General features: G+C 67.3%; 21 protein-coding genes. 19 read left to right on the forward strand and 2 right to left on the reverse strand.

The features are described 5' to 3' along the window. The 6 genes from AC1DYI_RS07520 to AC1DYI_RS07545 all read left to right on the forward strand — a co-directional run. Nucleotides 1–806 (forward strand): FAD-dependent monooxygenase (locus AC1DYI_RS07520; protein ID WP_477203466.1); only part of this gene is annotated, 806 nt, incomplete at its 5' end. 54 nt (nt 807–860) lie between these two features. Further along, a complete protein-coding gene (locus AC1DYI_RS07525; protein ID WP_477203467.1) occupies nt 861–1,619 on the forward strand; it encodes a DsbC family protein in 759 nt (252 codons plus the stop codon). A 67-nt stretch (nt 1,620–1,686) separates the two neighbouring features. Further along, the gene (locus AC1DYI_RS07530) at nt 1,687–2,154 is read left to right on the forward strand and encodes a DUF3429 domain-containing protein (RefSeq protein ID WP_477203468.1); all 468 of its coding nucleotides are present in this window, start codon (nt 1,687–1,689) and stop codon (nt 2,152–2,154) included. After that, the gene (locus AC1DYI_RS07535) at nt 2,154–3,893 is read left to right on the forward strand and encodes a M61 family metallopeptidase (protein WP_477203469.1); all 1,740 of its coding nucleotides are present in this window, start codon (nt 2,154–2,156) and stop codon (nt 3,891–3,893) included. The genes AC1DYI_RS07530 and AC1DYI_RS07535 overlap by 1 nt, the downstream gene beginning before the upstream one ends. 29 nt (nt 3,894–3,922) lie before the next feature. Further along, complete coding sequence (locus tag AC1DYI_RS07540) at nt 3,923–5,104, forward strand: DUF3108 domain-containing protein (protein WP_477203470.1); 1,182 nt, start codon at nt 3,923–3,925, stop codon at nt 5,102–5,104. A gap of 23 nt (nt 5,105–5,127) precedes the next feature. Next, nucleotides 5,128–5,919 carry an enoyl-CoA hydratase gene (locus tag AC1DYI_RS07545; protein ID WP_477203471.1) on the forward strand — a complete coding sequence of 264 codons (792 nt, stop codon included), beginning with the start codon at nt 5,128–5,130 and terminating at the stop codon, nt 5,917–5,919. Nucleotides 5,920–5,927: 8 nt separating this feature from the next. Here AC1DYI_RS07545 and AC1DYI_RS07550 read toward each other — a convergent pair whose 3' ends face one another. Beyond that, nucleotides 5,928–6,488: a pyridoxamine 5'-phosphate oxidase gene (locus AC1DYI_RS07550; RefSeq protein WP_477203472.1), complete on the reverse strand. Its 561-nt coding sequence runs from the start codon at nt 6,486–6,488 to the stop codon at nt 5,928–5,930. A gap of 77 nt (nt 6,489–6,565) precedes the next feature. After that, complete coding sequence (gene lysS, locus AC1DYI_RS07555; RefSeq protein ID WP_477203473.1) at nt 6,566–8,083, reverse strand: lysine--tRNA ligase; 1,518 nt, start codon at nt 8,081–8,083, stop codon at nt 6,566–6,568. 152 nt (nt 8,084–8,235) lie between these two features. Here lysS and AC1DYI_RS07560 point away from each other — a divergent pair, with 152 nt between their 5' ends. The 13 genes from AC1DYI_RS07560 to AC1DYI_RS07620 all read left to right on the forward strand — a co-directional run. Further along, the gene (locus tag AC1DYI_RS07560; RefSeq protein WP_477203474.1) at nt 8,236–9,516 is read left to right on the forward strand and encodes a nucleotide sugar dehydrogenase; all 1,281 of its coding nucleotides are present in this window, start codon (nt 8,236–8,238) and stop codon (nt 9,514–9,516) included. Between the two features lie 6 nt (nt 9,517–9,522). Then, nucleotides 9,523–10,470: a Gfo/Idh/MocA family protein gene (locus AC1DYI_RS07565; protein ID WP_477203475.1), complete on the forward strand. Its 948-nt coding sequence runs from the start codon at nt 9,523–9,525 to the stop codon at nt 10,468–10,470. A gap of 6 nt (nt 10,471–10,476) precedes the next feature. After that, nucleotides 10,477–11,058, forward strand: a complete 582-nt coding sequence (locus AC1DYI_RS07570) for an acyltransferase (protein WP_477203476.1) — start codon at nt 10,477–10,479, stop codon at nt 11,056–11,058. Then, nucleotides 11,058–12,167: a DegT/DnrJ/EryC1/StrS family aminotransferase gene (locus tag AC1DYI_RS07575; RefSeq protein WP_477203477.1), complete on the forward strand. Its 1,110-nt coding sequence runs from the start codon at nt 11,058–11,060 to the stop codon at nt 12,165–12,167. The genes AC1DYI_RS07570 and AC1DYI_RS07575 overlap by 1 nt, the downstream gene beginning before the upstream one ends. Nucleotides 12,168–12,187: 20 nt before the next feature. Further along, entirely contained in the window at nt 12,188–13,450 is a 1,263-nt protein-coding gene (locus tag AC1DYI_RS07580) for a lipopolysaccharide biosynthesis protein (protein WP_477203478.1), read from the forward strand. Further along, nucleotides 13,447–14,049 carry an acyltransferase gene (locus tag AC1DYI_RS07585; RefSeq protein ID WP_477203479.1) on the forward strand — a complete coding sequence of 201 codons (603 nt, stop codon included), beginning with the start codon at nt 13,447–13,449 and terminating at the stop codon, nt 14,047–14,049. The genes AC1DYI_RS07580 and AC1DYI_RS07585 overlap by 4 nt, the downstream gene beginning before the upstream one ends. After that, nucleotides 14,046–15,122: a glycosyltransferase gene (locus AC1DYI_RS07590; protein WP_477203480.1), complete on the forward strand. Its 1,077-nt coding sequence runs from the start codon at nt 14,046–14,048 to the stop codon at nt 15,120–15,122. The genes AC1DYI_RS07585 and AC1DYI_RS07590 overlap by 4 nt, the downstream gene beginning before the upstream one ends. A 19-nt stretch (nt 15,123–15,141) precedes the next feature. Then, a complete protein-coding gene (locus AC1DYI_RS07595; RefSeq protein ID WP_477203481.1) occupies nt 15,142–16,377 on the forward strand; it encodes a glycosyltransferase family 4 protein in 1,236 nt (411 codons plus the stop codon). After that, entirely contained in the window at nt 16,374–17,024 is a 651-nt protein-coding gene (locus AC1DYI_RS07600) for a class I SAM-dependent methyltransferase (RefSeq protein ID WP_477203482.1), read from the forward strand. Before AC1DYI_RS07595 ends, AC1DYI_RS07600 begins: the two co-directional genes overlap by 4 nt. Continuing rightward, nucleotides 17,021–18,271, forward strand: a complete 1,251-nt coding sequence (locus AC1DYI_RS07605; protein WP_477203483.1) for a DegT/DnrJ/EryC1/StrS family aminotransferase — start codon at nt 17,021–17,023, stop codon at nt 18,269–18,271. The genes AC1DYI_RS07600 and AC1DYI_RS07605 overlap by 4 nt, the downstream gene beginning before the upstream one ends. A gap of 16 nt (nt 18,272–18,287) precedes the next feature. Further along, entirely contained in the window at nt 18,288–18,896 is a 609-nt protein-coding gene (locus AC1DYI_RS07610) for a sugar transferase (RefSeq protein WP_477203486.1), read from the forward strand. A 79-nt stretch (nt 18,897–18,975) separates the two neighbouring features. Beyond that, nucleotides 18,976–20,016: a UDP-glucose 4-epimerase GalE gene (gene galE, locus AC1DYI_RS07615; RefSeq protein WP_477203484.1), complete on the forward strand. Its 1,041-nt coding sequence runs from the start codon at nt 18,976–18,978 to the stop codon at nt 20,014–20,016. Further along, nucleotides 20,016–21,793, forward strand: a 1,778-nt coding sequence (locus AC1DYI_RS07620) for a polysaccharide biosynthesis protein (RefSeq protein WP_477203485.1), incomplete at its 3' end; no start/stop codon positions are given. The genes galE and AC1DYI_RS07620, both read left to right, overlap by 1 nt.

Below are 21,793 nucleotides of genomic sequence, written 5' to 3' on the forward strand. Positions count from 1 at the left end.
AAGCCAGGGACGGCGCCGCGCTGGAGGCGGTGCTGGACACGGCGGTCGGCTTCAGCCCGCAAGTCCACCTGTTCGCCGAACCACCAGCGGCCGCGTTGACCGTGGTGGCCGAGGGCAAGGCCTCGGCGCTCCGGCAGCAACTGGGTGTGCAGTTCGAGCAGCACAGCTACGGCCAGCGCGCGATTGCCGCCCGCCTGGTATCCGACCGGCCGCACGGCGGCGTGGCGCACCAGTGGTTCCGCAGCCCGGATATCTTCGCCTTGCTGCCGTTCGACCGGCCGCAGGCAGGTCACAGCTACGGCCTGGTCTGGTCGCTACCCGAGGCCGAAGCGGAACGTCTGTTGGCGCTGCCGGTGCCCGAATTCGACGCTGCGTTGAACCAAGCCAGCGGCGGTGGCGCTGGCCGCCTGACGCTGGCCAGCGAGCGTGCCGCTTGGCCCCTGATGCTGGGCCGGGCGTCGGCGGTCAGCGGCCCGGGCTGGGCGCTGGTGGGCGACGCCGCTCACGTGGTGCATCCGCTCGCCGGCCAGGGCCTGAACCTGGGCCTGGCCGACGTGGCCGCGCTGGCCGACGTGCTGGCCGGGCGCGAGAGCTGGCGCTCCCCGGGCGACGCCGATTTGCTGCGCCGCTATGCTCGCCGCCGCGCCACCGGCACCTGGGCCATGGCCCAGGCCACCGATGGCCTGTGGCAGCTTTTTGCCGGGCAACAGCCCTGGCTGCGGGAACTTCGCAACCGCGGCCTGGGTCTGGTCAATCACATCACGCCCATCAAACGCTGGCTGGTCGGCCAGGCGCTGGACACCTGATCCTGCGAATATTCCAACCTGAGACAAACCGTTTCCGCTTCTGAAGGACTTTCCATGAATCACTTGTTCACCCGCGCGGCACGCCTCGCCCGTCTGCTGCCCGGCATGGCGCTGATCGGCACGCTGGCTGTGGCCACGCAACTCGCCCAGGCCGATGAAGCGGCAATCCGCAAGGCCCTGACCGACCGCATGCCCAAGCTGCCGAAGATCGATGAAATCAGCAAGACGCCGATTCCGGGCATCTACGAGCTGCGCATCGGCACCGACATCCTGTATGCCGACGAGACCGGTTCGTACCTGATCGAAGGCGCGATGCTGGACACCAAGACCCAGATCGACCTGACCAAGGCCCGCGTCGACAAGCTGACGATGATCGACGTCGCCACGCTGCCGTTGAAAGACGCGATGGTCTTCAAGCAGGGCACCGGCCTGCGCAAGCTGGTGGTCTTTGCCGACCCGAATTGCGGTTACTGCAAGCGCATCGAGCGCGACCTGCTGGCGCTGAAGGATGTGACGATCTACACCTACCTGCTGCCGATCCTGGGGCCGGACTCGAACGTCAAGTCGCGCGACATCTGGTGCGCGAAGGACAGTGCCAAGACCTGGCGCTCGTGGATGATCGACGGCGTCACGCCGCCCAAGCAGAGCGACAAGTGCGACACCGCGGTGCTGGAGCGCAACCTCGAGATCGGCCGCAAGTACAAGATCAACGGCACGCCGGCGGTGGTGTTCGAAGACGGCACCCGCTCGCCCGGTGCGTTGCCGGTTGACCGCCTCGAAGAGCGCATGAAGGAAGCGAGCAAGAAGTCCTGAACGCAATCCCGTTCGGGCTCGTTTCAAACGCAAACAAATCGGTGGGGCTGCAGCGACAATGCGCGCCATGAGTGTCGCCACCACCCATCTTTCACACCCGGCCGCGTTGGCGGCCGAACCTCCGCGCCTGGCGCGCCAGCTGGGCGCGGCCGGGTTGATCCCGTTCGTGCTCGGCGCCGCGCTGATCTGGCTGGTCTACCCCGAGGCGCAACCCTATGTGACCGCTGCGACAGCCGGTTATGCGGGCTGCATCGTCGCCTTTCTCGGTGGCATCCACTGGGGCTTGGCGATGCGCGCTGGCCACAACGAACCGGCCCATTTCGGCTGGTCCGTCGTGCCGCCGCTGGTGGCCGCGCTGGGCGTGATGATGCCGCCGTATGCCGGCTTGGCGCTGCTCGGCGCGATGCTGCTGGTCTGCTACGCGGTTGATCGCAAGCTGCTGGCCGAGCAGGGCTTGAATGCCTGGTTGACGTTGCGCTTTCGCTTGAGCGCGGTGGCCAGCCTGAGCTGCTTCATTGGCGCGGCGGGCACCTGATGACCGCCTCCATCCGCTACCGCATCGACCTGACCGACGCCGCGAACCACCGCTACCGGGTGACGCTGACCGTGCCGGCCCCGGCCCGCGTTCAGCTGTTCAGCCTGCCGGTGTGGATCCCCGGCAGCTACATGGTGCGCGAATTCGGCCGCCACCTGAGTGGTCTGAGCGCGCAGCAAGGCCGCGGCGACGCGGCACTGACCCAACTCGACAAGACCACCTGGCGTGTCGACACCACCGGCCGCGGTGCCTTGACGCTGAGCTACGAGGCCTACGCCTTCGACAACTCGGTGCGCACGGCCTTCCTCGACGACAGCCGCGGCTTCTTCAACCCAACCAGTCTGTGCTTGCGCGTGCATGGCCAGGAAGGCGTGCCGCACGAGGTGCGTCTGGCCGGCGTGCCCAGCGGTTGGGACGTGGCCACCGCGATGCCCGCGCTGGCTGGTGTTCGCCACGGGTTTGTCAGCGCCGACTACGACGAACTGGTCGACCACCCGTTCGAGCTCGGCCGCTTCTGGCGCGGTGAATTTGAAGCAGGCGGCGTGCCGCACGAGTTCGTCGTCGCCGGGGCCTGGCCCAGCTTCGACGGCGAGCGCCTGCTGGCCGATGCCAAGCGCGTCTGCGCCGCGCAGATCAGCTTCTGGCACGGCCGCGGCAAGCCACCGTTCGAGCGTTATGTGTTCATGCTGAACACGGTCGAAGACGGCTACGGCGGGCTCGAGCACCGCGCCAGCACCGCCTTGCTGGCCAACCGGCGCGACCTGCCGCGCCGCGGCCAGGCGGCGGCCAGTGACGGCTACATCACGCTGCTCGGCTTGATCAGCCACGAGTATTTCCACACCTGGAACGTCAAGCGCCTGAAGCCGGCCGAGTTTGTCGAGCTCGACTACGGCCAGGAAAACTACACCCGGCTGCTGTGGTTCTTCGAGGGCTTCACCTCGTACTACGACGACCTGATGCTGCGCCGCGCCGGCCTGATCGACAGCGCGCGCTACCTGAAGCTGATCGCCCGCACGATCAGCGGGGTGCGCGGCACGCCGGGGCAGAAGGTGCAGAGCGTGGCCGAGGCCAGCTTCGACGCCTGGGTCAAGTACTACCGCAGCGACGAGAACACGCCGAACTCGACCATCAGCTACTACACCAAGGGCTCGCTGGTGGCGCTGCTGCTCGACCTGCACCTGCGCCGCGCCGGTGAATCGCTGGACGCGCTGATGCGCAGGTTGTGGAAGGCCTGCCCGAATGGCGCGCTGACCGAAGAACGTGTGCTGAACGAACTCACCGAGCTCGGCGGCGCGGCCTTGGCCGAGTCGCTGAAATCCTGGGTGCATGGTCGCGACGATCTGCCGCTCGATGCGGCGCTGGCCGCGGCCGGCGTCAAGCGCAGCGAAGACAAGGCGTCATGGAGCACCGCGCTGGGCCTGAAGCTGTCCGAAGGGCCAGTGACGGGTGTGCAGGTGAAATCGGTGCTGACAGGTAGCGCCGCAGCTGCCGCCGGCATCTCGCCAGGTGACGAACTGCTGGCTGTCGACGGCTGGCGCATCCGCCGCCTGGACGACGCGCAGCAATGGGTCCCCGAAGGCCAGCCATTCGAGTTGCTGCTGGTGCGTCAGCAGCGTGTGCGCACATTGGCGGTGAAGCCGTTGGCCGCACCGGCGCTGGAGCGCAACCTCAACCTGGCGCCGGACGCCCAAGCCCCCGCCGCCGCGCTGGCGCTGCGCCGGGCCTGGCTGGGTGACTGAGCCAGCGGCTATGCAGGCCGGCTGCTGACATGGGCGCCGCGCTGCCCGGTGGCCGTTCGAGCCGGGCCCGCGTCGCACGCCGTGCAGGCTGGTGCGTGCTGTTGGTCGTCGTGTCGATCAGCCACTGGTGGCTGGCCGCTCAGCTGCCCGACAGCCGCCTCGGTGAAGGGGATGCTGACGACGACGACTCGCCGCGCGCGATCGAGGTCGCCTTTGTGCGTGAACTGCAGCCCGCGGCGCCGCCGGTGTATGCCGCGGCGCCACCGCCACCTGCCAAGATGACCCGGGCCGCGCGCCGGCCCGAGCCTGCTGCGTCGGCAGCCTCTCAACCCGCCAGCGAACCGGTCGTCGAAGTGGCAGAGGTGGCCGCTTCCGCTGCCAGTGCCCCGGCAGTGGTGGCCTCCGCGCCGCTGGACCTTGCATCGGCGGCCGGAGCGTCGGCATCTGCCAGCGCGGTGCCCGTCGCGGCGGCGGCATCAGCCCCGGCGTCGAGCGCCGTCGCCAGTTTCGATTGGCCGCCGTCGACCCGCCTGAACTACGACTTCAACGGCTACTACCGCGGCCCGGTGCTGGGCAACGCCAAGGTCGAGTGGCTGCGCGACGGCAGCCACTACCAGGTGCGGCTCGAAGTACGGGTGCCGATGCTGGGTGGGCGCAAGATGCTCAGCGATGGCCAACTGGGGCCCAACGGGCTCGCGCCGAGCCGCTACGACGAGGTGACCGAACGCCTGTTTTCCGACACGGTCGGCCAAAGCGTGCGCTTCGAGGCCGACMGCATCGTGCTGGCCAACCAGAAGGTCAACGACTGGGTGCCCGGCGTGCAGGACACGGCCAGCCAGTTTGTGCAGATGACCTGGATGTTCCTGACCCAGCCCGAGCTGCTGCAGGTCGGCCGCACGATCGAGTTCCCGTTGGCGCTGCCGCGCCGCGTCGGGCGCTGGACCTACGACGTGCGCGAGCAGGTGACCCTCTACTTGCCCTTCGGCGAGGTCAATGCCTTTCACCTGGAGCCCCGGCCCACGAGCCGGCGTGGCAAGGAGTGGTTGGTGGACATGTGGATCGCCCCGAGCCTGCAGTACCTGCCGGCCAAGATCCTGCTGCGCCAGGACGCCGAGAACTACGGTGAACTCATCCTCAACAGCCGCCCGCTGCAGTCCGGTCCGCCGCCGCAAGCGCCTGCGCCGCGAGCCTCGGAACGTATAGTTCGCTGAACGACGAAACGAGGAGTGCCGCCATGGCCTACGAATGCATCCTGACCGAACGCCACGGTGACGCGGCGCTGCAGACCGGCGTGATCCGTCTGAACCGGCCCAAGCAGATGAACGCGCTGAACGACCAGCTGATGGACGAGCTGGGCCAGGCGCTGCTGGCCTTCGACGCCGACCCCGGCATCGGCTGCATCGTCGTCACCGGCAGCGAGAAAGCCTTTGCCGCCGGCGCCGATATCGCCGCGATGAAGGACTACGACTTCCAGCACACCTATCGCACCGAGTACATCAGCCGCAACTGGGAAACCATGCGCCGCGTGCGCAAGCCGGTGATCGCCGCGGTCGGTGGTGTGGCGCTCGGCGGTGGCTGCGAGGTCGCGATGATGTGCGACATCGTCATCGCCGCCGACAACGCCAAGTTCGGCCAGCCTGAGATCACGATCGGCGTGGTGCCCGGCGCGGGTGGCACGCAGCGCCTGCCGCGCGCGATCGGCAAGGCCAAGGCGATGGACATGGTGCTGACCAACCGCTGGATCAACGCGCAGCAGGCCGAGGCCTGGGGCCTGGTGTCTCGCGTGGTGCCGCTGGACAAGCTGATGGACGAAGCATTCACGGTGGCCGCGCAGATCAACGGCTTCGGCCAGATCTCGGTGATGGCCGCGAAAGAGGCGGTCAACCGCGCCTTCGAATCGTCGCTGACCGACGGCCTGTGGTACGAACGCCGCCTGTTCCACGCGATGTTCGGCACCAACGACCAGCGCGAAGGCATGGCCGCATTCTTGGACAAGCGGCCGCCGCAGTTCGAACGGCCGGAGTAAGTCGTAGGCTAGGGCTGAACCCAGCGCGCGCCGGCAGTGTCGAAGACGGCGCGCCGGTGTCCCGCGGGATCGAGCGACAACCAGTCCACCGCTCGTACCTGCGCCGTGACCACCGCGAAATGGTCGCGTGAGCCTCGCTCTGGGGCCGGGTGCGCACCCAGCGGAGCACCGGGTGGCAGCGGCGACAGATAGTCCTGCGCCGCCGGTGTCATCTTCAGCGTCGCCCAGCGCGACGACACAGCAAGGCCGCTGGTCTCCAGCGTCAAGTGCAAGCTCAGGCGCAGCTGCCAGCCGAGCTCGGCCGCCCACATCACCATCGTCGCTTGCGGATGGGCGGCGATCTGGTTGGCCTTCGGCGACCGAGCGTCGGTGAAGAAGGCCAACTCACGCGCCGATGCGTCGACCTCGCGCAGTACCACCACTCGCGCATCCACGCCTGCGGTGCCGCAAGCAGTCGCCAGCACCGGCGTTCGCCAGGCATGGCCCCGCGTGTGAGCGGCGGCGACCAGCTCGGCCCACAACCGCGCCTCAAGGGCGCCGAGATCGTCGGTGGGCAGGGCTGCGGCCATGGTGTCGCACATCATCGCCGCTTCGGATCAGTCCGGTTTGCGGCGCATCAAGCCGCGTGGCGCAGCGCTACCGTGCTTCAGGACTCCCGGCGCAGCGCTGGGAAGAGGATGATGTCGCGGATGCTGGGACTGTCGGTCAGCAGCATCATCAGCCGGTCGATGCCGATGCCGCRGCCGCCTGTAGGGGGCATGCCGTATTCGAGCGCGCGGATGAAGTCGGCATCGAAGAACATCGCCTCTTCGTCGCCTGCGTCCTTGTTCGCCACCTGGGCCTGGAAACGCGCCGCCTGGTCCTCGGCATCGTTCAGCTCCGAGAAGCCGTTGGCGTATTCGCGGCCGGTGATGAAGAGCTCGAAGCGTTCGGTGATCGCCGGGTTCGAGTCCGACGCGCGGGCCAGCGGGCTGACTTCGACCGGGTAGTCGATGATGAAGGTCGGCTGCCAGAGCTTTTCTTCCACCGCCGCCTCGAACAGGCCGAATTGCAGCTCGGCCAGCTTCCAGTGCGCCGGCGGTTCTTCGCCCAGGGCCTTCAGCTTCTCGTGCAGTGCTGCGGCATCGGTCGATTCGGCTTCGCTGATGCCGGCATGCACCACCAGCGATTCACGCACCGACAGGCGGGCAAACGGCTTGTCCAGCTCGACCGGCTTGCCGGCGTAGGTCAACGCCGCCGAGCCGGTGGCCGCACGCGCGGCATGGCGCAGCACGGCTTCGGTGAAGTCCATCAGGTCGTGGTGGTTCCAGTAGGCCGCGTAGAACTCCATCATCGTGAATTCGGGGTTGTGCCGAACCGAGATGCCTTCGTTGCGGAAGTTGCGGTTGATCTCGAACACGCGCTCGAAGCCGCCGACGATCAAGCGCTTCAGGTACAACTCCGGCGCGATGCGCAGGAACATCTCCTGGTCCAGCGCGTTGTGGTGCGTGACGAAGGGCTTGGCGTTCGCGCCGCCAGGGATCGGGTGCAGCATCGGCGTCTCGACTTCGAGAAAACCGTGCTCGACCATGAAGCTGCGGATCGACGACACGGCCTTGCTGCGTGCGACGAAGCGGGCACGCGCCGAGTCGTCGGTGATCAGGTCGACGTAGCGCTGGCGGTACTTCTGCTCCTGGTCCTTCATGCCGTAGAAGTCGCTTGGCAGCGGCCGCAGGCTCTTGGTCAGCAGGCGCACCGAAGTCGCCTTGACCGACAACTCGCCGGTCTTGGTGCGAAACAAAGTGCCTTCGCAGCCGAGGATGTCGCCCAGGTCCCAGTGCTTGAAGGCGGCCAGCACCTCGGCGCCGACGCCGTCCTGCGTCACGTACAGCTGGATGCGACCGGAAGAGTCCTGCAGCGTCGCGAAACAGGCCTTGCCCATCACGCGCTTGAGCATCATGCGGCCGGCGACGACCACCTTCACGCCCTGCGGCTCCAGCTCTTCGTTCGGCACCTGGCCGTGGCGGTGGTGCAGGTCCAGCGCGTGGTGCGTCGGCTTGAAGTCGTTCGGAAACGCCGCCGTGCCGGTGGCTTTGGCCTGCGCGCGGATCGCAGCGAGTTTCTCGCGGCGTTCGGCGATGAGCTGGTTGTCGTCGGTCGGCGGGGTGGTGTTGTCTTGGCTCATGCAATGCTCGCGAGGCGCCGGTACGCGAGAAGGCGCGCCGGCAGGGCAGGGAGGGGCGATTTTAGGTGGTGGGCGCCGGCGCGCCTGTCCTTCCGGGGCGGCGTCCTAAAATCCTCGGCTTTGGCCCTGCGTCCGGGCGCCCAAACCCACCCATGAACCGCAAAGTCGCCGTCGTTGGTCTCGGATACGTCGGCCTGCCCGTGGCCGTGGCCTTTGGCCAGCGTGCGCCGACGATTGGTTTCGACATCAACGCCCAGCGCATCGCCGAGCTGCGTGCTGGCCATGACCGCACCGGTGAGGTTTCGCCGGCCGAGCTGGCCGCCGCGCAGCTGCGCTGCACTGATCAGCTGGACGACCTGCGCCAGGCGGACTTCTTCATCGTCGCTGTGCCCACGCCGGTCGATAGCGCCAACAAGCCCGACCTGTCACCGCTGATCTCGGCTTCGCGCAGCGTCGGTGCGGCGCTGAAGAAGGGCGACATCRTCGTCTACGAATCCACCGTCTACCCCGGCGCGACCGAAGACGACTGCGTGCCGGTGCTCGAAGCCACCTCGGGTCTCAAGCACGGGGTCGACTTCTTCACCGGCTACAGCCCGGAGCGCATCAACCCCGGYGACCGCGAGCATCGCTTCGAGAACATCAAGAAGATCGTCTCTGGTTGCGACGCGGCGACGCTCGACACGGTGGCCGAGGTCTACGCGTCGGTGGTGATGGCCGGCGTGCACCGCGCGCCCAGCATCAAGGTCGCCGAGGCCGCGAAGGTAATCGAAAACACCCAGCGCGACCTCAACATCGCGCTGATGAACGAGCTGAGCGTGGTCTTCGCCCGCATGGGCATCGACACCGCGGAGGTGATCGCCGCCGCGGCGACGAAGTGGAACTTCCTGCCGTTCCGGCCGGGCCTGGTCGGTGGCCACTGCATCGGCGTCGACCCCTACTACCTGACCTTCAAGGCCGAGCAGCTCGGCTACATCCCGCAGGTCATCCTGGCCGGCCGGCGCATCAACGACAACATGGGCCGCTATGTGGCTCGCAACGTCATCAAGCGCATGCTGCAAAACGGCCTCGACGTGCCGCGCTGCCGCGTCGGCGTGCTGGGCATCACCTTCAAGGAAAACTGCCCGGACATCCGCAACTCGAAAGTCGTCGACCTGGTGAACGAGTTGCGTGACCACGGCACCCAGGTGATCGTTGTGGACTCGTATGCTGATGCGACCGAAGTACGCGAGGAATGTGGCATTGAGCTGGCCACGCTGGCCGATGCGCCGTTCGACGCGCTGGTCGTTGCGGTGGCTCACCGTGAGTACCGGGCGTTGACGCCGGTGCAGTTGCGCGCGCTGGTTCGTGGTGACAAGCCGGTGATCGCCGATGTGAAATCATTGTTCGACGCCAAGGCACTGGCGGCCACGGGCGCCACTATCTTTCGGCTCTGACCACGCATGAAGAACTTCGCCCTCATAGGCGCCGCCGGCTACATCGCCCCACGCCACATGCGCGCCATCGTCGACACCRGCAACTGCTTGGCGGTGGCCTACGACGTGAATGATTCGGTCGGCATCATCGACAGCCTGGCGCCGCAAGCCGAATTCTTCACCGAGTTCGAGCGCTTCTACGAGCATGCGCAGGTGTTGCGGCGCGAGCCGGCCAAGGCACTGCACTACGTGGCGATCTGCAGCCCCAATCACCTGCACCATGCCCACGTCGCCGCCGGGCTGCGCCTGGGTGCGGACGTGATCTGCGAGAAGCCGCTGGTGCCGACGGTCGCGTTGCTGGACGAGCTGGCACGGGTCGAACAGGAGACCGGTCACCGCGTCTTCAACATCCTGCAGCTGCGTCACCACGACGCGATCCTGAAGCTGCGCGAGAAGGTGGCCGCGGCGCCGGCCGATACCAAGTTCGACGTCGAACTGACCTACATCACCTCGCGCGGCAAGTGGTACGCCGAAAGCTGGAAGGGCGATCCACGCAAGTCCTTCGGTGTGGCGACCAACATAGGCGTGCACTTCTTCGACATGCTGCACTTCGTCTTCGGCCGGCTGCAGGCCAACGTCGTGCACTTCAGCGGCGAGGCCAAGGCTGCTGGCTACCTGGAGTACGAACGGGCGCGGGTGCGCTGGTTCCTGTCGATCGACGCGAACGACCTGCCGGACGAGGTCAAGGGCAAGAAGACGACCTTCCGCAACATCGACATCTCGGGCGAGCAGCTCGAGTTCTCCGAAGGCTTCACCGACCTGCACACGGTGAGCTACCGCGAGATCCTGGCCGGGCGTGGCTATGGCCTGGCCGATGCGCGCCACTGCATCGAAACGGTCGACGTGATTCGCTCGGCGAAGACGCAACCGGCGTCGACCGATGCGCACCCGTTCGTACGCCGTTTGCTCGGCTGAATCGCGATGAGCGTCACCATCCACCCCAGTGCGATCGTCGACGCGGGCGCGCAGATCGGCGAGGGCACGCATGTCTGGCACTTCAGCCACGTCTGCGCTGGTGCACGCATCGGCGCTGGTTGCTCTCTTGGTCAGAACGTGTTTGTCGGCAACGACGTGGTCATCGGCCGCGGTGTGAAGATCCAGAACAACGTGTCGGTCTACGACGCGGTGACTTTGGAAGACGAGGTTTTCTGCGGCCCGAGCGTGGTCTTCACCAACGTGCACAACCCCCGCGCCGCGGTGCCGCGCAAGAGCGAGTACCGTCGCACGCTGGTGCAGCGCGGTGCGACCCTGGGTGCCAACGCGACGATCGTATGTGGCGTGACGGTGGGCGAATACGCCTTCGTCGGCGCAGGCGCGGTGGTGACCAAGGACGTGCCAGCCCATGCGCTGATGGCCGGCGTGCCGGCGCGCCGCATCGGCTGGATGAGCCGCCATGGCGAACGGTTGGCCTTCGATGCGACCGGCGAGGCGCGTTGCCCGGCCACTGGAGAGCGCTACCGGCTCGATAGCGAGCACGTCACTTTCGTGGGGGCTGGAGCCTGATGCAGTTCATCGACCTGAAGACCCAGTACGCGGTGCTCAAACCCGAGATCGATGCGGCGATCCAGCGCGTGCTGGACCACGGCCAGTACATCCTCGGCCCCGAGGTGCAGCAGCTGGAAATCGCTTTGGCCGAACGCGTTGGCGCAGCCCATTGCGTGACAGTGGCCAGCGGCACCGAAGCCTTGCTGATCGCGCTGATGACGCTGGGCATCGGTCCGGGTGACGAGGTGATCACGACGCCATTCAGCTTTGCAGCGACGGCCGAGGTCATCGTGCTGCTGGGCGCACGGCCGGTGTTCGTCGATGTCGAGCCAGACACCGCGCTGATCGACGCGGCGCTGATYGAGGCCGCCATCACGCCGCACACCAAGGCCATCATGCCGGTCAGCCTGTATGGGCAAGTGGCCGACATGGCGGCCATCAATGCGATCGCCGATCGACACGGTCTCGCCGTGATCGAGGACGCGGCGCAGAGCTTCGGCGCCACGTGGCAAGGCCGCGCCAGCGGTGCCTTGTCGACCTGGGGCTGCACCAGTTTCTTCCCCAGCAAGCCCCTGGGTTGCTACGGCGACGGCGGTGCGATGTTCACCGACGACGCGGCGCTGGCCCAAGCCGCGCGCGAGATCCGCATCCACGGCCAGAGCGCACGCTACACGCACACCCGTGTCGGCGTGGGTGGCCGCATGGACACGCTGCAGTGCGCGGTGCTGCTGGCCAAGCTGCCGCGGCTGGATTGGGAGCTGGCGCGCCGAGCCGAGCTGGGTGATCGTTATGGCCAGATGCTCAGCGGGCTGAACGTCGACCGCCTGGCCGTGCGGCCGGGGCGCGACTGCGTCTGGGCGCAGTACACGGTGATGGTCGACGAGCGTGCGCGGGTGCAGCAAGCCTTGCAGGACGCCGGTGTGCCGACAGCTGTGCACTACCCACGGCCGCTGCACCAGCAGCCGGCCTACGAGGCCTTCGCGCCGGCTGCGGGCTGCCTGGTGTCCGAGCGTCTGGCGGCCAGGGTGCTGAGCTTGCCGATGAGCGCCGACCTGAGCGAGGCCGATCAGGATCGCGTGGTTGCCGCGCTTGCCGCTGCCGTCGGCCGCCGCACGTTGGCGGCCTGAGCGCCCGCGCGCCAAGCCGCATGCAGGTCCCTGTGCCACCCGCTGCCGGCGGCCTGCTGCGCGCCAGCCTCACGTTGCTGGCCGGCGGGGCGTTGGCGCAAGCGTTGCCGTTGCTGTTGGGGCCTTGGCTGACGCGGCTGTACAGCCCGGATGAATTCGGCCACTTCCACTTGTTTGCAGCCGTCGCTGCCAACCTGGCCGTGGTGGCTTGTGCGCGGTATGAGTTCGCGCTGCCGATGGCCACCGAAGACGCCGAGGCCCATGCATTGCGCCGTTTGTCGTTGCGACTGCTGGTTGGCGTAACGCTTGTCTGCGCGGTGATCGGCGCTGCCTGGGCTTGGCGCCGCGGCGTGGGTTACCCACTGGCCCTTCCGCTGGCAGTGGCGGCGCTGGGCCTCGTCTCGTTGGCCACGCTGTGGGCCAATCGGGCGCAGCGGTTCCGGGCCCTGGCGGGTGCGCGCGTGTTGCAGCACGGCGGCGGTGCGGTGCTGCAGGCCCTGGCAGGTGTCGCCGGGCTGGGTCTGGCGGGCCTGATCGGCGGGCCGATCGCCGCGGCCTTGGCGGCGGCGGTGTGGCTGCGCATGCCGCTCGCACACGGTCCGGCCGATCAGCCGCGGCTGGGCGAAGTGGCGCGCCGCTACCGAGACTTTCCGCTGCTGAACACGCCACATGCGTTCGCCGGGGCCTTGCAAGACACGGTGGCGGTCGCGCTCATCTCGACTTGGCTGGGCTCGGCTGAGGCCGGTTTCTGGGGCTTGGCCCTGCGGTACCTGAAGGCGCCGGCGACGCTGGTGGGCAGTGCCGTGTCGCAGGCGCTGTACCCGCAGCTGGCGCAGGCGGGCTCGGGTCCGACCGAGGTTTCGCGCCACGCCGTGCGTCGCCTGATGGGGCTGCTGACGCTCGTCGCGTTGCCTCTGGTGCTGGCCTTGTGGGGGCTCGGCCCCTGGGCGTTCGAATGGTTGTTCGGCCCCGCATGGCGACCTGCCGGTGAACTGGCTCGCGCGCTGGCGCTCTATATCGGGCTGCACTTCGTGGCCAGTCCGTTGGCGGTAGTGACGATGGCTTGGCAGGCACAGCGCTGGGCGCTGAAGCTTGCGTTGGTCGGGCAACTGGCCTTCGTGGGCGCACTGGTCGCCGGTCTGGCCTGGGATGGCCTGGTTGGGGCCGGCTGGGCGGTGTCCGCCGCGATGCTGGTCTACTTCGGCACCTATTTCTGGCGCCTGGCCACATGGCCATTGGGCACCGCGGGTGCTGCCGAAGCGGTGGAACAATCCGCCCGGTGACGACCACCCTCCGCGCGATCTTGAACCGCTGGCGCCGCCGCCTGGCGCGGGCGCTGCTTTACCGCATCGTCTTCGGTGAACGCTCGCAGGGCCGCGCGCTCGCCCACACCCGCATCTCGCCAGCCACTTGCATCGAGCATGAAGATCGGTTGACGCTGGGCGACCATGTCTACATCGGGCCGTTCAACTTCATCGAGGCCAGCGGCGGCGTCACGATCGGCGATGGTGTGCAGATCACCAGCCACTGCAGCCTGGTCACGCACGCCTCGCACCGCACGCAGCGCCTGCTGGGCGAGGGCTATGCCAACTGGCCGGCCAACCGTGAGCGACCGGGCTGGATTGCCGGCCCGATCCAGATCGGCGCGTATTCGTTCATCGGTCCCCACTCGCTGATCGAGGCCAACACCCGGCTGGGCCGCGGCACGCTGGTGTGCGCTGGCAGCTTCGTGCGTGGCGACTACCCCGACTTCGCGATCCTCGAGGGTCGGCCGGCGCGCATCGTCGGCGACACGCGCCGCACCGACGAGCGCCTGCTGCAGCAGTACCCGGCGTTCAAGCCGCTGTACGACGCCTGGGCGGCCGAGACCACGGCCCCATGATCCGGCTGGTGCTGATCGGCGATGGCAACAGCCCGCACTTGCTGAAGTGGGCGCGGGCGCTGCAGGGCAGGGTGGACCTGTGGGCGATCTCGAGCCGCGGCTTCGACATCGGCTTCAACAAGCTGATGCCGCTGGACCGCAGACTCGCGCTGTGCACGCAGCCTGATTTCGAGGGTGGCAACGTAGGCCTGTTGCGCAACCTGCCGGAGGTGTCACGCTGGCTGCGCGAGGCCCGACCAGACTGGCTGGCGCCGCACTACCTGAGTTCGCACGGCACGCTGGCCTGGCTGGCCACACGCTTGGGCGGGGTCAAGGCGCGCCTCGCGGGTTCAGCGTGGGGTTCAGACATCCTGGTGGCGCCAGAACGCAGCGCCGCGATGCGCTTCGTCACCCGCCGCGTGCTGAAAGCCTGCACGCTGACCACCAGCGATTCCGCCCACATGGCCGAGCGCATGCGTGCGCTCGGTGCCGGCGAGGTGATGGTCTTTCCGTTTGGGCTCGAAAGCCTGCCGGCTGCGTCACCGTCCAAGGTCGAGCGGTTGTTCTTCGCCAATCGCGGGCTGGAGGCCATCYACCGGCCCGAGCGTGTGCTCGAGACCTTTGCCGCGATCGCGGCCCAATGGCCCGACGCGCAACTGGTGATGGCCAACGACGGTGCCTTGCGCCCTGCGCTCGAAGCGCGCGCCCAGGCGCCGGACCTGGCCGGCCGGGTGCGCTTCGTCGGCCGACTGGACGCAGCCACGCAAGCCACCTGGTACAGCCGCTCGCGCTGGTACGTGAGCCTGCCCGCCAGCGACTCGGTCTCGGTCTCGGTGCTGGAGGCGATGGGCCACGGCTGCCTCCCTATCCTGTCGGACCTGCCCGCCAACCGCGAGCTGGTGCAAGACGGCCGCAACGGCCTGATCCTGGCCGACAGCGAGGCGTTGAGCGCGCAGCGGCTGGCCCCGTTGGCCGAGCGGGCCGACCAGGTGTCGGCGGCGCTGCGTGCCTGGGTCGGGGTGCACGCGATGTTCCCGGCCAGCGTGGCGGCCTATGTCAAGCGGCTCGAAGCCTTGAGCGGCTCGAAGCCTTGAGCGGCCCGGCACGCGCGCGATGAACATCCTGTACCTGAACCATTACGCGGGCAGCCCGGCGCTGGGGATGGAATACCGCCCTTACTACCTGGCTCGCGAATGGGTACGTGCCGGGCACCGCGTGCGCATGGTCGCCGCCACCTACTCGCACGTACGGGCGCAACAGCCGAAGCCCGGGCGCGAGACCATCGACGGCATCGACTACGACTGGGTGCCGGCGCCGCGCTACCAGGGCAATGGGCTGGGCCGGGTCAAGAACATTGCCGCCTTTCTGGGCTGCGTGTGGTCTCGCACGCCAGCGCTGGTGGACGAATTCAAGCCCGACGTGGTGATCGCGTCCAGCACCTACCCGATGGACATCTGGGTCGCTCGCCGCATCGCCCGCCGCGCCGGCGCGGTGCTGGTGTTCGAGGTGCACGACCTGTGGCCCTTGTCGCCGATCGAGCTGTCGGGCATGTCGCCGAACCACCCGTTTGCGCTGCTGTGCGGCTGGGCCGAGAAGTCGGCCTACCGCGACGCCGACGTGGTCGTCTCGATGCTGCCCAAGGTGCATGCGCACATGGCTTCGCGCGGGCTGAACCTGGCCAAGCTGCACGTCGTGCCGAACGGCATCTCGCCAGACGACTGGCAAGGCGAGCCTGCGGCCTTGAGGCCCGACGTGGCGGCCACGCTCGCCACTGCGCGTGCTGCGGGCCGTGCGGTGCTGGGTTATGCCGGCTCAATGGGCCTGCCCAACGCGCTGGACGATCTATTGAGTGCCGCCGCGCTGCTGCGTGAGCTGCCGCTGACCATCGTGATGGTTGGCGATGGCCACGAGCGCGAGCGCCTGGTGCAGCGTATCGGTGCTGAGCAGCTGGCGCATGTGCACTGGCTGCCGCCGATCCCGAAAGCGCAGGTGCCGGCCTTCCTGGCCGCGATCGACATCGCCTACATCGGTTGGCAGCGCGTGCCCATCTACCGTTTCGGCATCGCGCCGAACAAGCTGATGGACTACATGATGGCCGGCTGCGTGGTGCTGCATGCGGTCGAAGCGGGCAACGACCCGGTCGCCGAAAGCGGCTGCGGCTTGACCGTGGCGCCGGAGTCGCCGGCTGCGGTGGCAGCGGGTGTGCGGCAGTTGCTGGCGCTGCCGGGCGAGCTGCGGCGCGCGATGGGTGAGCGGGGCCGCGCGTTCGTGCGGGCCGAGCACAGCTATCCGGTGCTGGCGCAACGCTTCGCCGACGCTTGTGTGGCCGCTCGAGGGGCTCGGCGATGAGCACCACGCCAGACCGCTACAGCCTGCTGCAGCCCGACGTGTGGCAACTGGTGCAGGAGCGCCAACGCGCAATCCTGCAGGGCCTGGCACGGCGTGGCTGGCGCGAGCCGGCGGCCTTGACATTGACCGAGGTCGGCTGCGGCGCCGGCGGCAACCTGCTGGAGTTCCTGCGCGCGGGGTTCGCGGCCTCGCACCTGACGGGTTGCGAGATCCTGCCCGATCGCTTGGCGATGGCGCGCGCTTGCCTGCCCGAGGCAGTGACGCTGTGGCCCGGCGATGCCGCCGCCGCACCCATCGCACCTGCCAGCCAAGACCTGGTCTTTCAAGCCACGGTGTTCTCATCGCTGCTCGACGACGCGGCCCAGCAGCGCCTGGCCGACGCGATGTGGCGCTGGGTAAAGCCAGGTGGCTCGGTGCTCTGGTATGACTTCACCGTGGACAATCCGCACAACCGCGCGGTACGCGGGGTACCGTTGGCGCGGCTGCGGCAGCTGTTCCCGCAAGGCCGGCTGCAGCACCAGCGCATCACGCTCGCACCACCGCTGGCGCGCCGCGTGGTGCGGGTGCACCCGTCGCTGTACACCGTCTTCAACACCTTGCCGCTGCTGCGCACGCACCTGCTGGCCTGGATCGACAAACAAGCATGAGCTCTTCCGCCGTCCCGTTCCTGCCGTTTGCCTTGCCCGAGATCGGCGAGGCCGAGATTGCCGAAGTGGTCGACACGTTGCGCTCGGGCTGGGTCACGACCGGCCCGAAAGCGCGCCGCTTCGAGGCCGCGTTCACCGAATTTCTGACGACCCCCAGACCTGTCGTTTCACGCCAGGCCCCCCAAGGGGGACAAGGGGCCTCGGGAGCGGCCCTTCGCCCCCTTGACGGCGACCCGTCATTGCAGTCGATTGCCGTCAACTCGGCCACTGCCGGGCTGCATCTGGCGCTGGAAGCCGTCGGCGTCGGGCTGGGCGACGAGGTCATCACGACCACCCACACCTTCACTGCCACGGCCGAGGTGGCGCGCTACTTGGGCGCCGATGTGAAGCTGGTCGACATCGACCCGGCGACGCTGAACATCGATCCCGCAGCGGTGGAAGCGGCGATCACGCCGCGCACCAAGTGCATCATCCCGGTCCATTACGCCGGGCTGGCAGCCGACATGACGGCGATCCTCGCGATCGCGCGCCGCCATGGCCTGAAGGTGGTCGAAGACGCCGCGCACGCGTTGCCGACCACACACCGCGGCCAACTCATCGGCACGCTGCAAAGCGACGCCACCGTCTTCAGCTTCTACGCCAACAAGACCATCACCACCGGTGAAGGCGGCATGCTGGTCACACGCGACACCGCGCTGGCCGAGCGGGCCCGCGTGATGCGCCTGCATGGCATGAACCGCGACGCGTTCGATCGCTTCACCGCCAAGGTGCCGAGCTGGTACTACGAGGTTGTCGCGCCGGGCTTCAAGTACAACCTGACCGATATCGCTGCCGCGTTGGGCTTGCACCAACTGGCACGTGCCAACACCTTCCAGCAGCGCCGTGTCGAGCTGGCCACCGCCTATCGCGAGGCGCTGGCCGGCCTGCCGTTGGTGCTGCCGCCAGAACCTGAAGCGGGCGACCAGCACGCCTGGCACCTGTATGTCGTGCGGCTAGCCGACGACGCACGCATCGGCCGCGACGCGCTGATCGAGCAGCTGTATGCCGACGGCATCGGCTGCAGCGTGCACTACATCCCGCTGCACCGGCACCCTTACTGGCGCGAACGCTACGCTTTGCGTGACGAAGATTTTCCGCACAGCCAGCACGCCTTCGAGCGCATGCTGAGCCTGCCGCTGTACACCCGCATGACGGACGCAGATGTAGTGCGTGTCGCGTCGTCGTTGAAGCGCGCGCTGGGCGCGTGAGGCCGTGCTGCTGTTCATGGCCAAACGCCTGTTCGATCTCACCTTCGTCGTACTGGGGCTGTTGCTGCTGGCGGGGCCGGGGCTGCTGGTCGCCCTGGCGATCAAACTCGACTCTCGCGGCCCGGTGTTCTTCCGCCAAGAACGCGTCGGTTGCGAGGGGCGGTTGTTTCGTATCTACAAGTTCCGTACCATGGGTATTGATGCTGAGCGCCTGGGCGGGCAACTGACGGTGGGCGCCGATCCGCGAATCACCCGGGTGGGCCGATGGCTGCGAGAATCGAAGTTCGATGAACTGCCGCAGCTTCTGAATGTGCTAGTTGGTGACATGAGCATCGTCGGGCCACGGCCCGAAGTGCCCCGGTACGTGGCGATGTATCCGGCTGCGCTCAAGATGCGAGCACTCTCGGTGCGTCCGGGCATCACCGATCCGGCCTCGCTGCGGTTCGCTAATGAGAGCGCTTTGCTGGCTCAATCCTCCGACCCGGAGCGCACCTACATCGAGATCGTGATGCCCGCGAAGCTGCACGAGGCCGTGGCCTATGCGGAGACGGCCACGCTCCGATCGGATCTGGTGCTGCTGTGCCGTAGCGTGATGCTGCTCATCGGGCGTCGCCCCGCTAAGTAAAATTCGAGCGTCCCCGAGACGGGACATTGTTGCCCTGGCCTAAGGTAAGGGGCTTCGCCATGAATTGACCAGGCTCGCCATGCCCACCATTCTTCTGACCGGCGCCACCGGATACATCGCATCCCACACTTGGCTGGCACTGCACTCTCGCGGCTTCAAGGTCCTGGGAATCGACAACTTCGCGAACAGTTCGCCTAGGGTCATCGATCGGCTCACAGCGATCATGGGATCGGCACCGAACTTCGAAGAGGTCGACGTATGCGACTTGGCTGCAATGAGGAGCCTTTTCGCGCGCCACGCGATTGATGCAGTGGTGCACTTTGCGGCGCACAAGGCAGTTGGGGAGTCGCAGGCGACGCCCCTGGCGTACTACAAGAACAACATTGGCGGTTTGCTGACTCTTTGTGAGGTCATGCAGCGAGCGGACGTTTCTCGCTTGGTATTCAGTTCCAGTGCCACGGTGTATGGCGAGCCGAAGTCGCTGCCCATTCGTGAGGACGCTGCCACGGGCGCGACGAACCCGTATGGTATGACTAAGCTGATGGGCGAGAGGATTCTGCAGGATTTGGTGACCGCCGACCCGAAACTGCAAGTGGCCAGCCTGAGGTATTTCAACCCCGTGGGCGCCCATGAAAGTGGCCAGATTGGCGAGGACCCGCGCGGCGTTCCGAACAACCTGATGCCGTACGTGGCCCAAGTGGCCGTCGGGCGTCGCGCAAAAGTCCATGTTTTCGGGGGCGACTACCCGACCGTCGACGGTACAGGGGTGCGTGACTACATCCACGTCATGGATTTGGCTGAAGGCCATGTCTCAGCTGTCGCGGCGCTCATGCAGGCGTCTGCGTCCTTCACTGTCAATCTGGGGACTGGTGTGGGCTACAGCGTCCTAGAACTGATTCATGCCTACGAACGGGCCAGCGGCCGYGCCATTCCGTACGAGATCGTGGATCGGCGCCCCGGCGACGTGGCGGCTTGTTTCGCCGACCCAATGGCGGCCAAAGAGCGGTTGAACTGGGAGGCGCGTCGGGGCCTGGATGACATGTGTCGGGATAGTTGGCGCTGGCAGTCCGCAAACCCGAACGGCTTGGGCGACCCGTCCGAAGAACTACCAGGCGCTTGATGACGATGACCGCCCATAGGGCGACGGTCTGGCACCGGTTGGACCGCTTTCTGGCTCGCCTGCGGCCGCATCGGGAACCGCTTTCGTTGCTGGTCGATTCGACGATGGTCGTGCTGGCCTGGAATGCGACGTACTTGTTCCGTTTAGGCTTCGAGCGCTGGCTGGGCGCCAGGCCCGTCTACGACCAGTATGTACTGCTGGGCGTGGTAGTGACCTACTTGGTTTCTCTGGCCGCAGCCAAGGTGCCGCAGAGCATGTGGAGGTTCTCGGGTTTTGGCGAAGTCAAGCGACTGACCTTGGCCTGCATGATGGCCGGCCTCTTCAGTGCGGTGGGCGTGATGGGGCTGCAACTGGTCCAGGTGCCGCGTGCCGTTTTGGCGCTGCATCCTGTGATGACGCTGATGGCCATGTGTATGGTCCGCATTGCCTACCGCATGCTGTACGAGCATTCGCGTGCCAGGATCACCGGCAGCGAAGCCGAAGTCAGGCGCGCATTGGTGCTCGGTGCGGGCGAGGCGGCCAAGCGGCTATTGGCGGGTATTCACCAGCAGGGCTGGATCGTGCTGGGCCTGCTAGACGATGACGCTGCCAAGCAAGGCGCCCGCATCGCTGGGGTGCCGGTCCTGGGGCCGTTGGCGGCCGTGCGGGACCGGGGGGTGAGGGGAGCCGCGACGCACCTGATCATCGCGCTGCCCGCGGCGAGTGCCGCGCAGCGCCGTCGTGCTGTCGAATTGTCAGGCGCGACCGGATTGCCAGTGTTGACAGTGCCTTCTGCGGAAGAGCTGCGCAGTGGCGACAGTACGGTCGAGCGAGTGCGCGATGTGGAGCCTGAAGACCTCTTGGGGCGCGAGCCGGTGCAACTGGACGAGACCGGCGTCGAGGAGTGCTTGGCGGGCAAGACGGTGCTGATCACCGGCGCGGGGGGCAGCATTGGCAGCGAACTGTGCCGACAGGTCGGACGCCTAGGGCCGGCGCGGCTAGTGCTCTACGAACTGTCGGAGTTCAATCTCTACAGCATCGAGCAAGATCTGGGATACCGGTTTCCGGGATTGGAACTGGTGCGACTGATCGGCGACGTCAAGGACTTGGGTCACCTGCGCGGTGTGTTTCGGCAATGGCGGCCGCAAGTGGTTTTTCACGCAGCGGCGTTCAAGCATGTGCCCCTCATGGAGGAGYACAACGCCTGGGCTGCGGTCCGCAACAACACGCTCGGTACCTACCATGCGGCATTGGCCGCCGCCGAAGCGGGCACCGATCGCTTCGTCTTGATCAGCTCAGACAAGGCGGTCAATCCGACCAATGTGATGGGGGCCACCAAGCGCGCGGCCGAACTGGTGGTCTCGGCGCTAGCCACTGAACATCCTGCCACCCGCTTCATGGCGGTGCGTTTCGGCAATGTGCTGGGCTCGTCGGGGAGTGTGATCCCGAAATTCAAGGAGCAGATCGCCAAGGGCGGCCCCATCACCGTGACCCATCCGGAGATCATCCGTTACTTCATGACCATTCCCGAAGCGGCGCGGCTGGTGATCCAGGCCGTCGCCATCGGACAGTCGGGTCAGGTGCTGGTGCTGGACATGGGGGAGCCGGTGAAGATCGTCGAACTGGCGCGCACAATGATCCGGCTGGCGGGACGCAGCGAGCGGGACATTCCGATCGTCTATACCGGTTTGCGCGCTGGAGAGAAGCTGTTCGAGGAACTGCTGGCGGACAGCGATACATCGGTCCCGACGGCCGTCGCCCGACTGCGCGTGGCCCGACTGCAGACCCAGGCCGGCCG

This window comes from Ideonella sp. P3_A4 (assembly GCF_056403075.1).

Coding starts and splice junctions, on each gene's coding strand:
- AC1DYI_RS07570 (WP_477203476.1), top strand. CDS start 10,477: ATGAGCGTCACCATCCACCCCAGTGCGATCGTCGACGCGGGCGCGCAG.
- AC1DYI_RS07600 (WP_477203482.1), top strand. CDS start 16,374: ATGAGCACCACGCCAGACCGCTACAGCCTGCTGCAGCCCGACGTGTGG.
- AC1DYI_RS07545 (WP_477203471.1), top strand. CDS start 5,128: ATGGCCTACGAATGCATCCTGACCGAACGCCACGGTGACGCGGCGCTG.
- AC1DYI_RS07535 (WP_477203469.1), top strand. CDS start 2,154: ATGACCGCCTCCATCCGCTACCGCATCGACCTGACCGACGCCGCGAAC.
- AC1DYI_RS07610 (WP_477203486.1), top strand. CDS start 18,288: ATGGCCAAACGCCTGTTCGATCTCACCTTCGTCGTACTGGGGCTGTTG.
- AC1DYI_RS07550 (WP_477203472.1), bottom strand. CDS start 6,488: ATGGCCGCAGCCCTGCCCACCGACGATCTCGGCGCCCTTGAGGCGCGG.
- AC1DYI_RS07525 (WP_477203467.1), top strand. CDS start 861: ATGAATCACTTGTTCACCCGCGCGGCACGCCTCGCCCGTCTGCTGCCC.
- AC1DYI_RS07580 (WP_477203478.1), top strand. CDS start 12,188: ATGCAGGTCCCTGTGCCACCCGCTGCCGGCGGCCTGCTGCGCGCCAGC.
- AC1DYI_RS07605 (WP_477203483.1), top strand. CDS start 17,021: ATGAGCTCTTCCGCCGTCCCGTTCCTGCCGTTTGCCTTGCCCGAGATC.
- AC1DYI_RS07595 (WP_477203481.1), top strand. CDS start 15,142: ATGAACATCCTGTACCTGAACCATTACGCGGGCAGCCCGGCGCTGGGG.
- AC1DYI_RS07530 (WP_477203468.1), top strand. CDS start 1,687: ATGAGTGTCGCCACCACCCATCTTTCACACCCGGCCGCGTTGGCGGCC.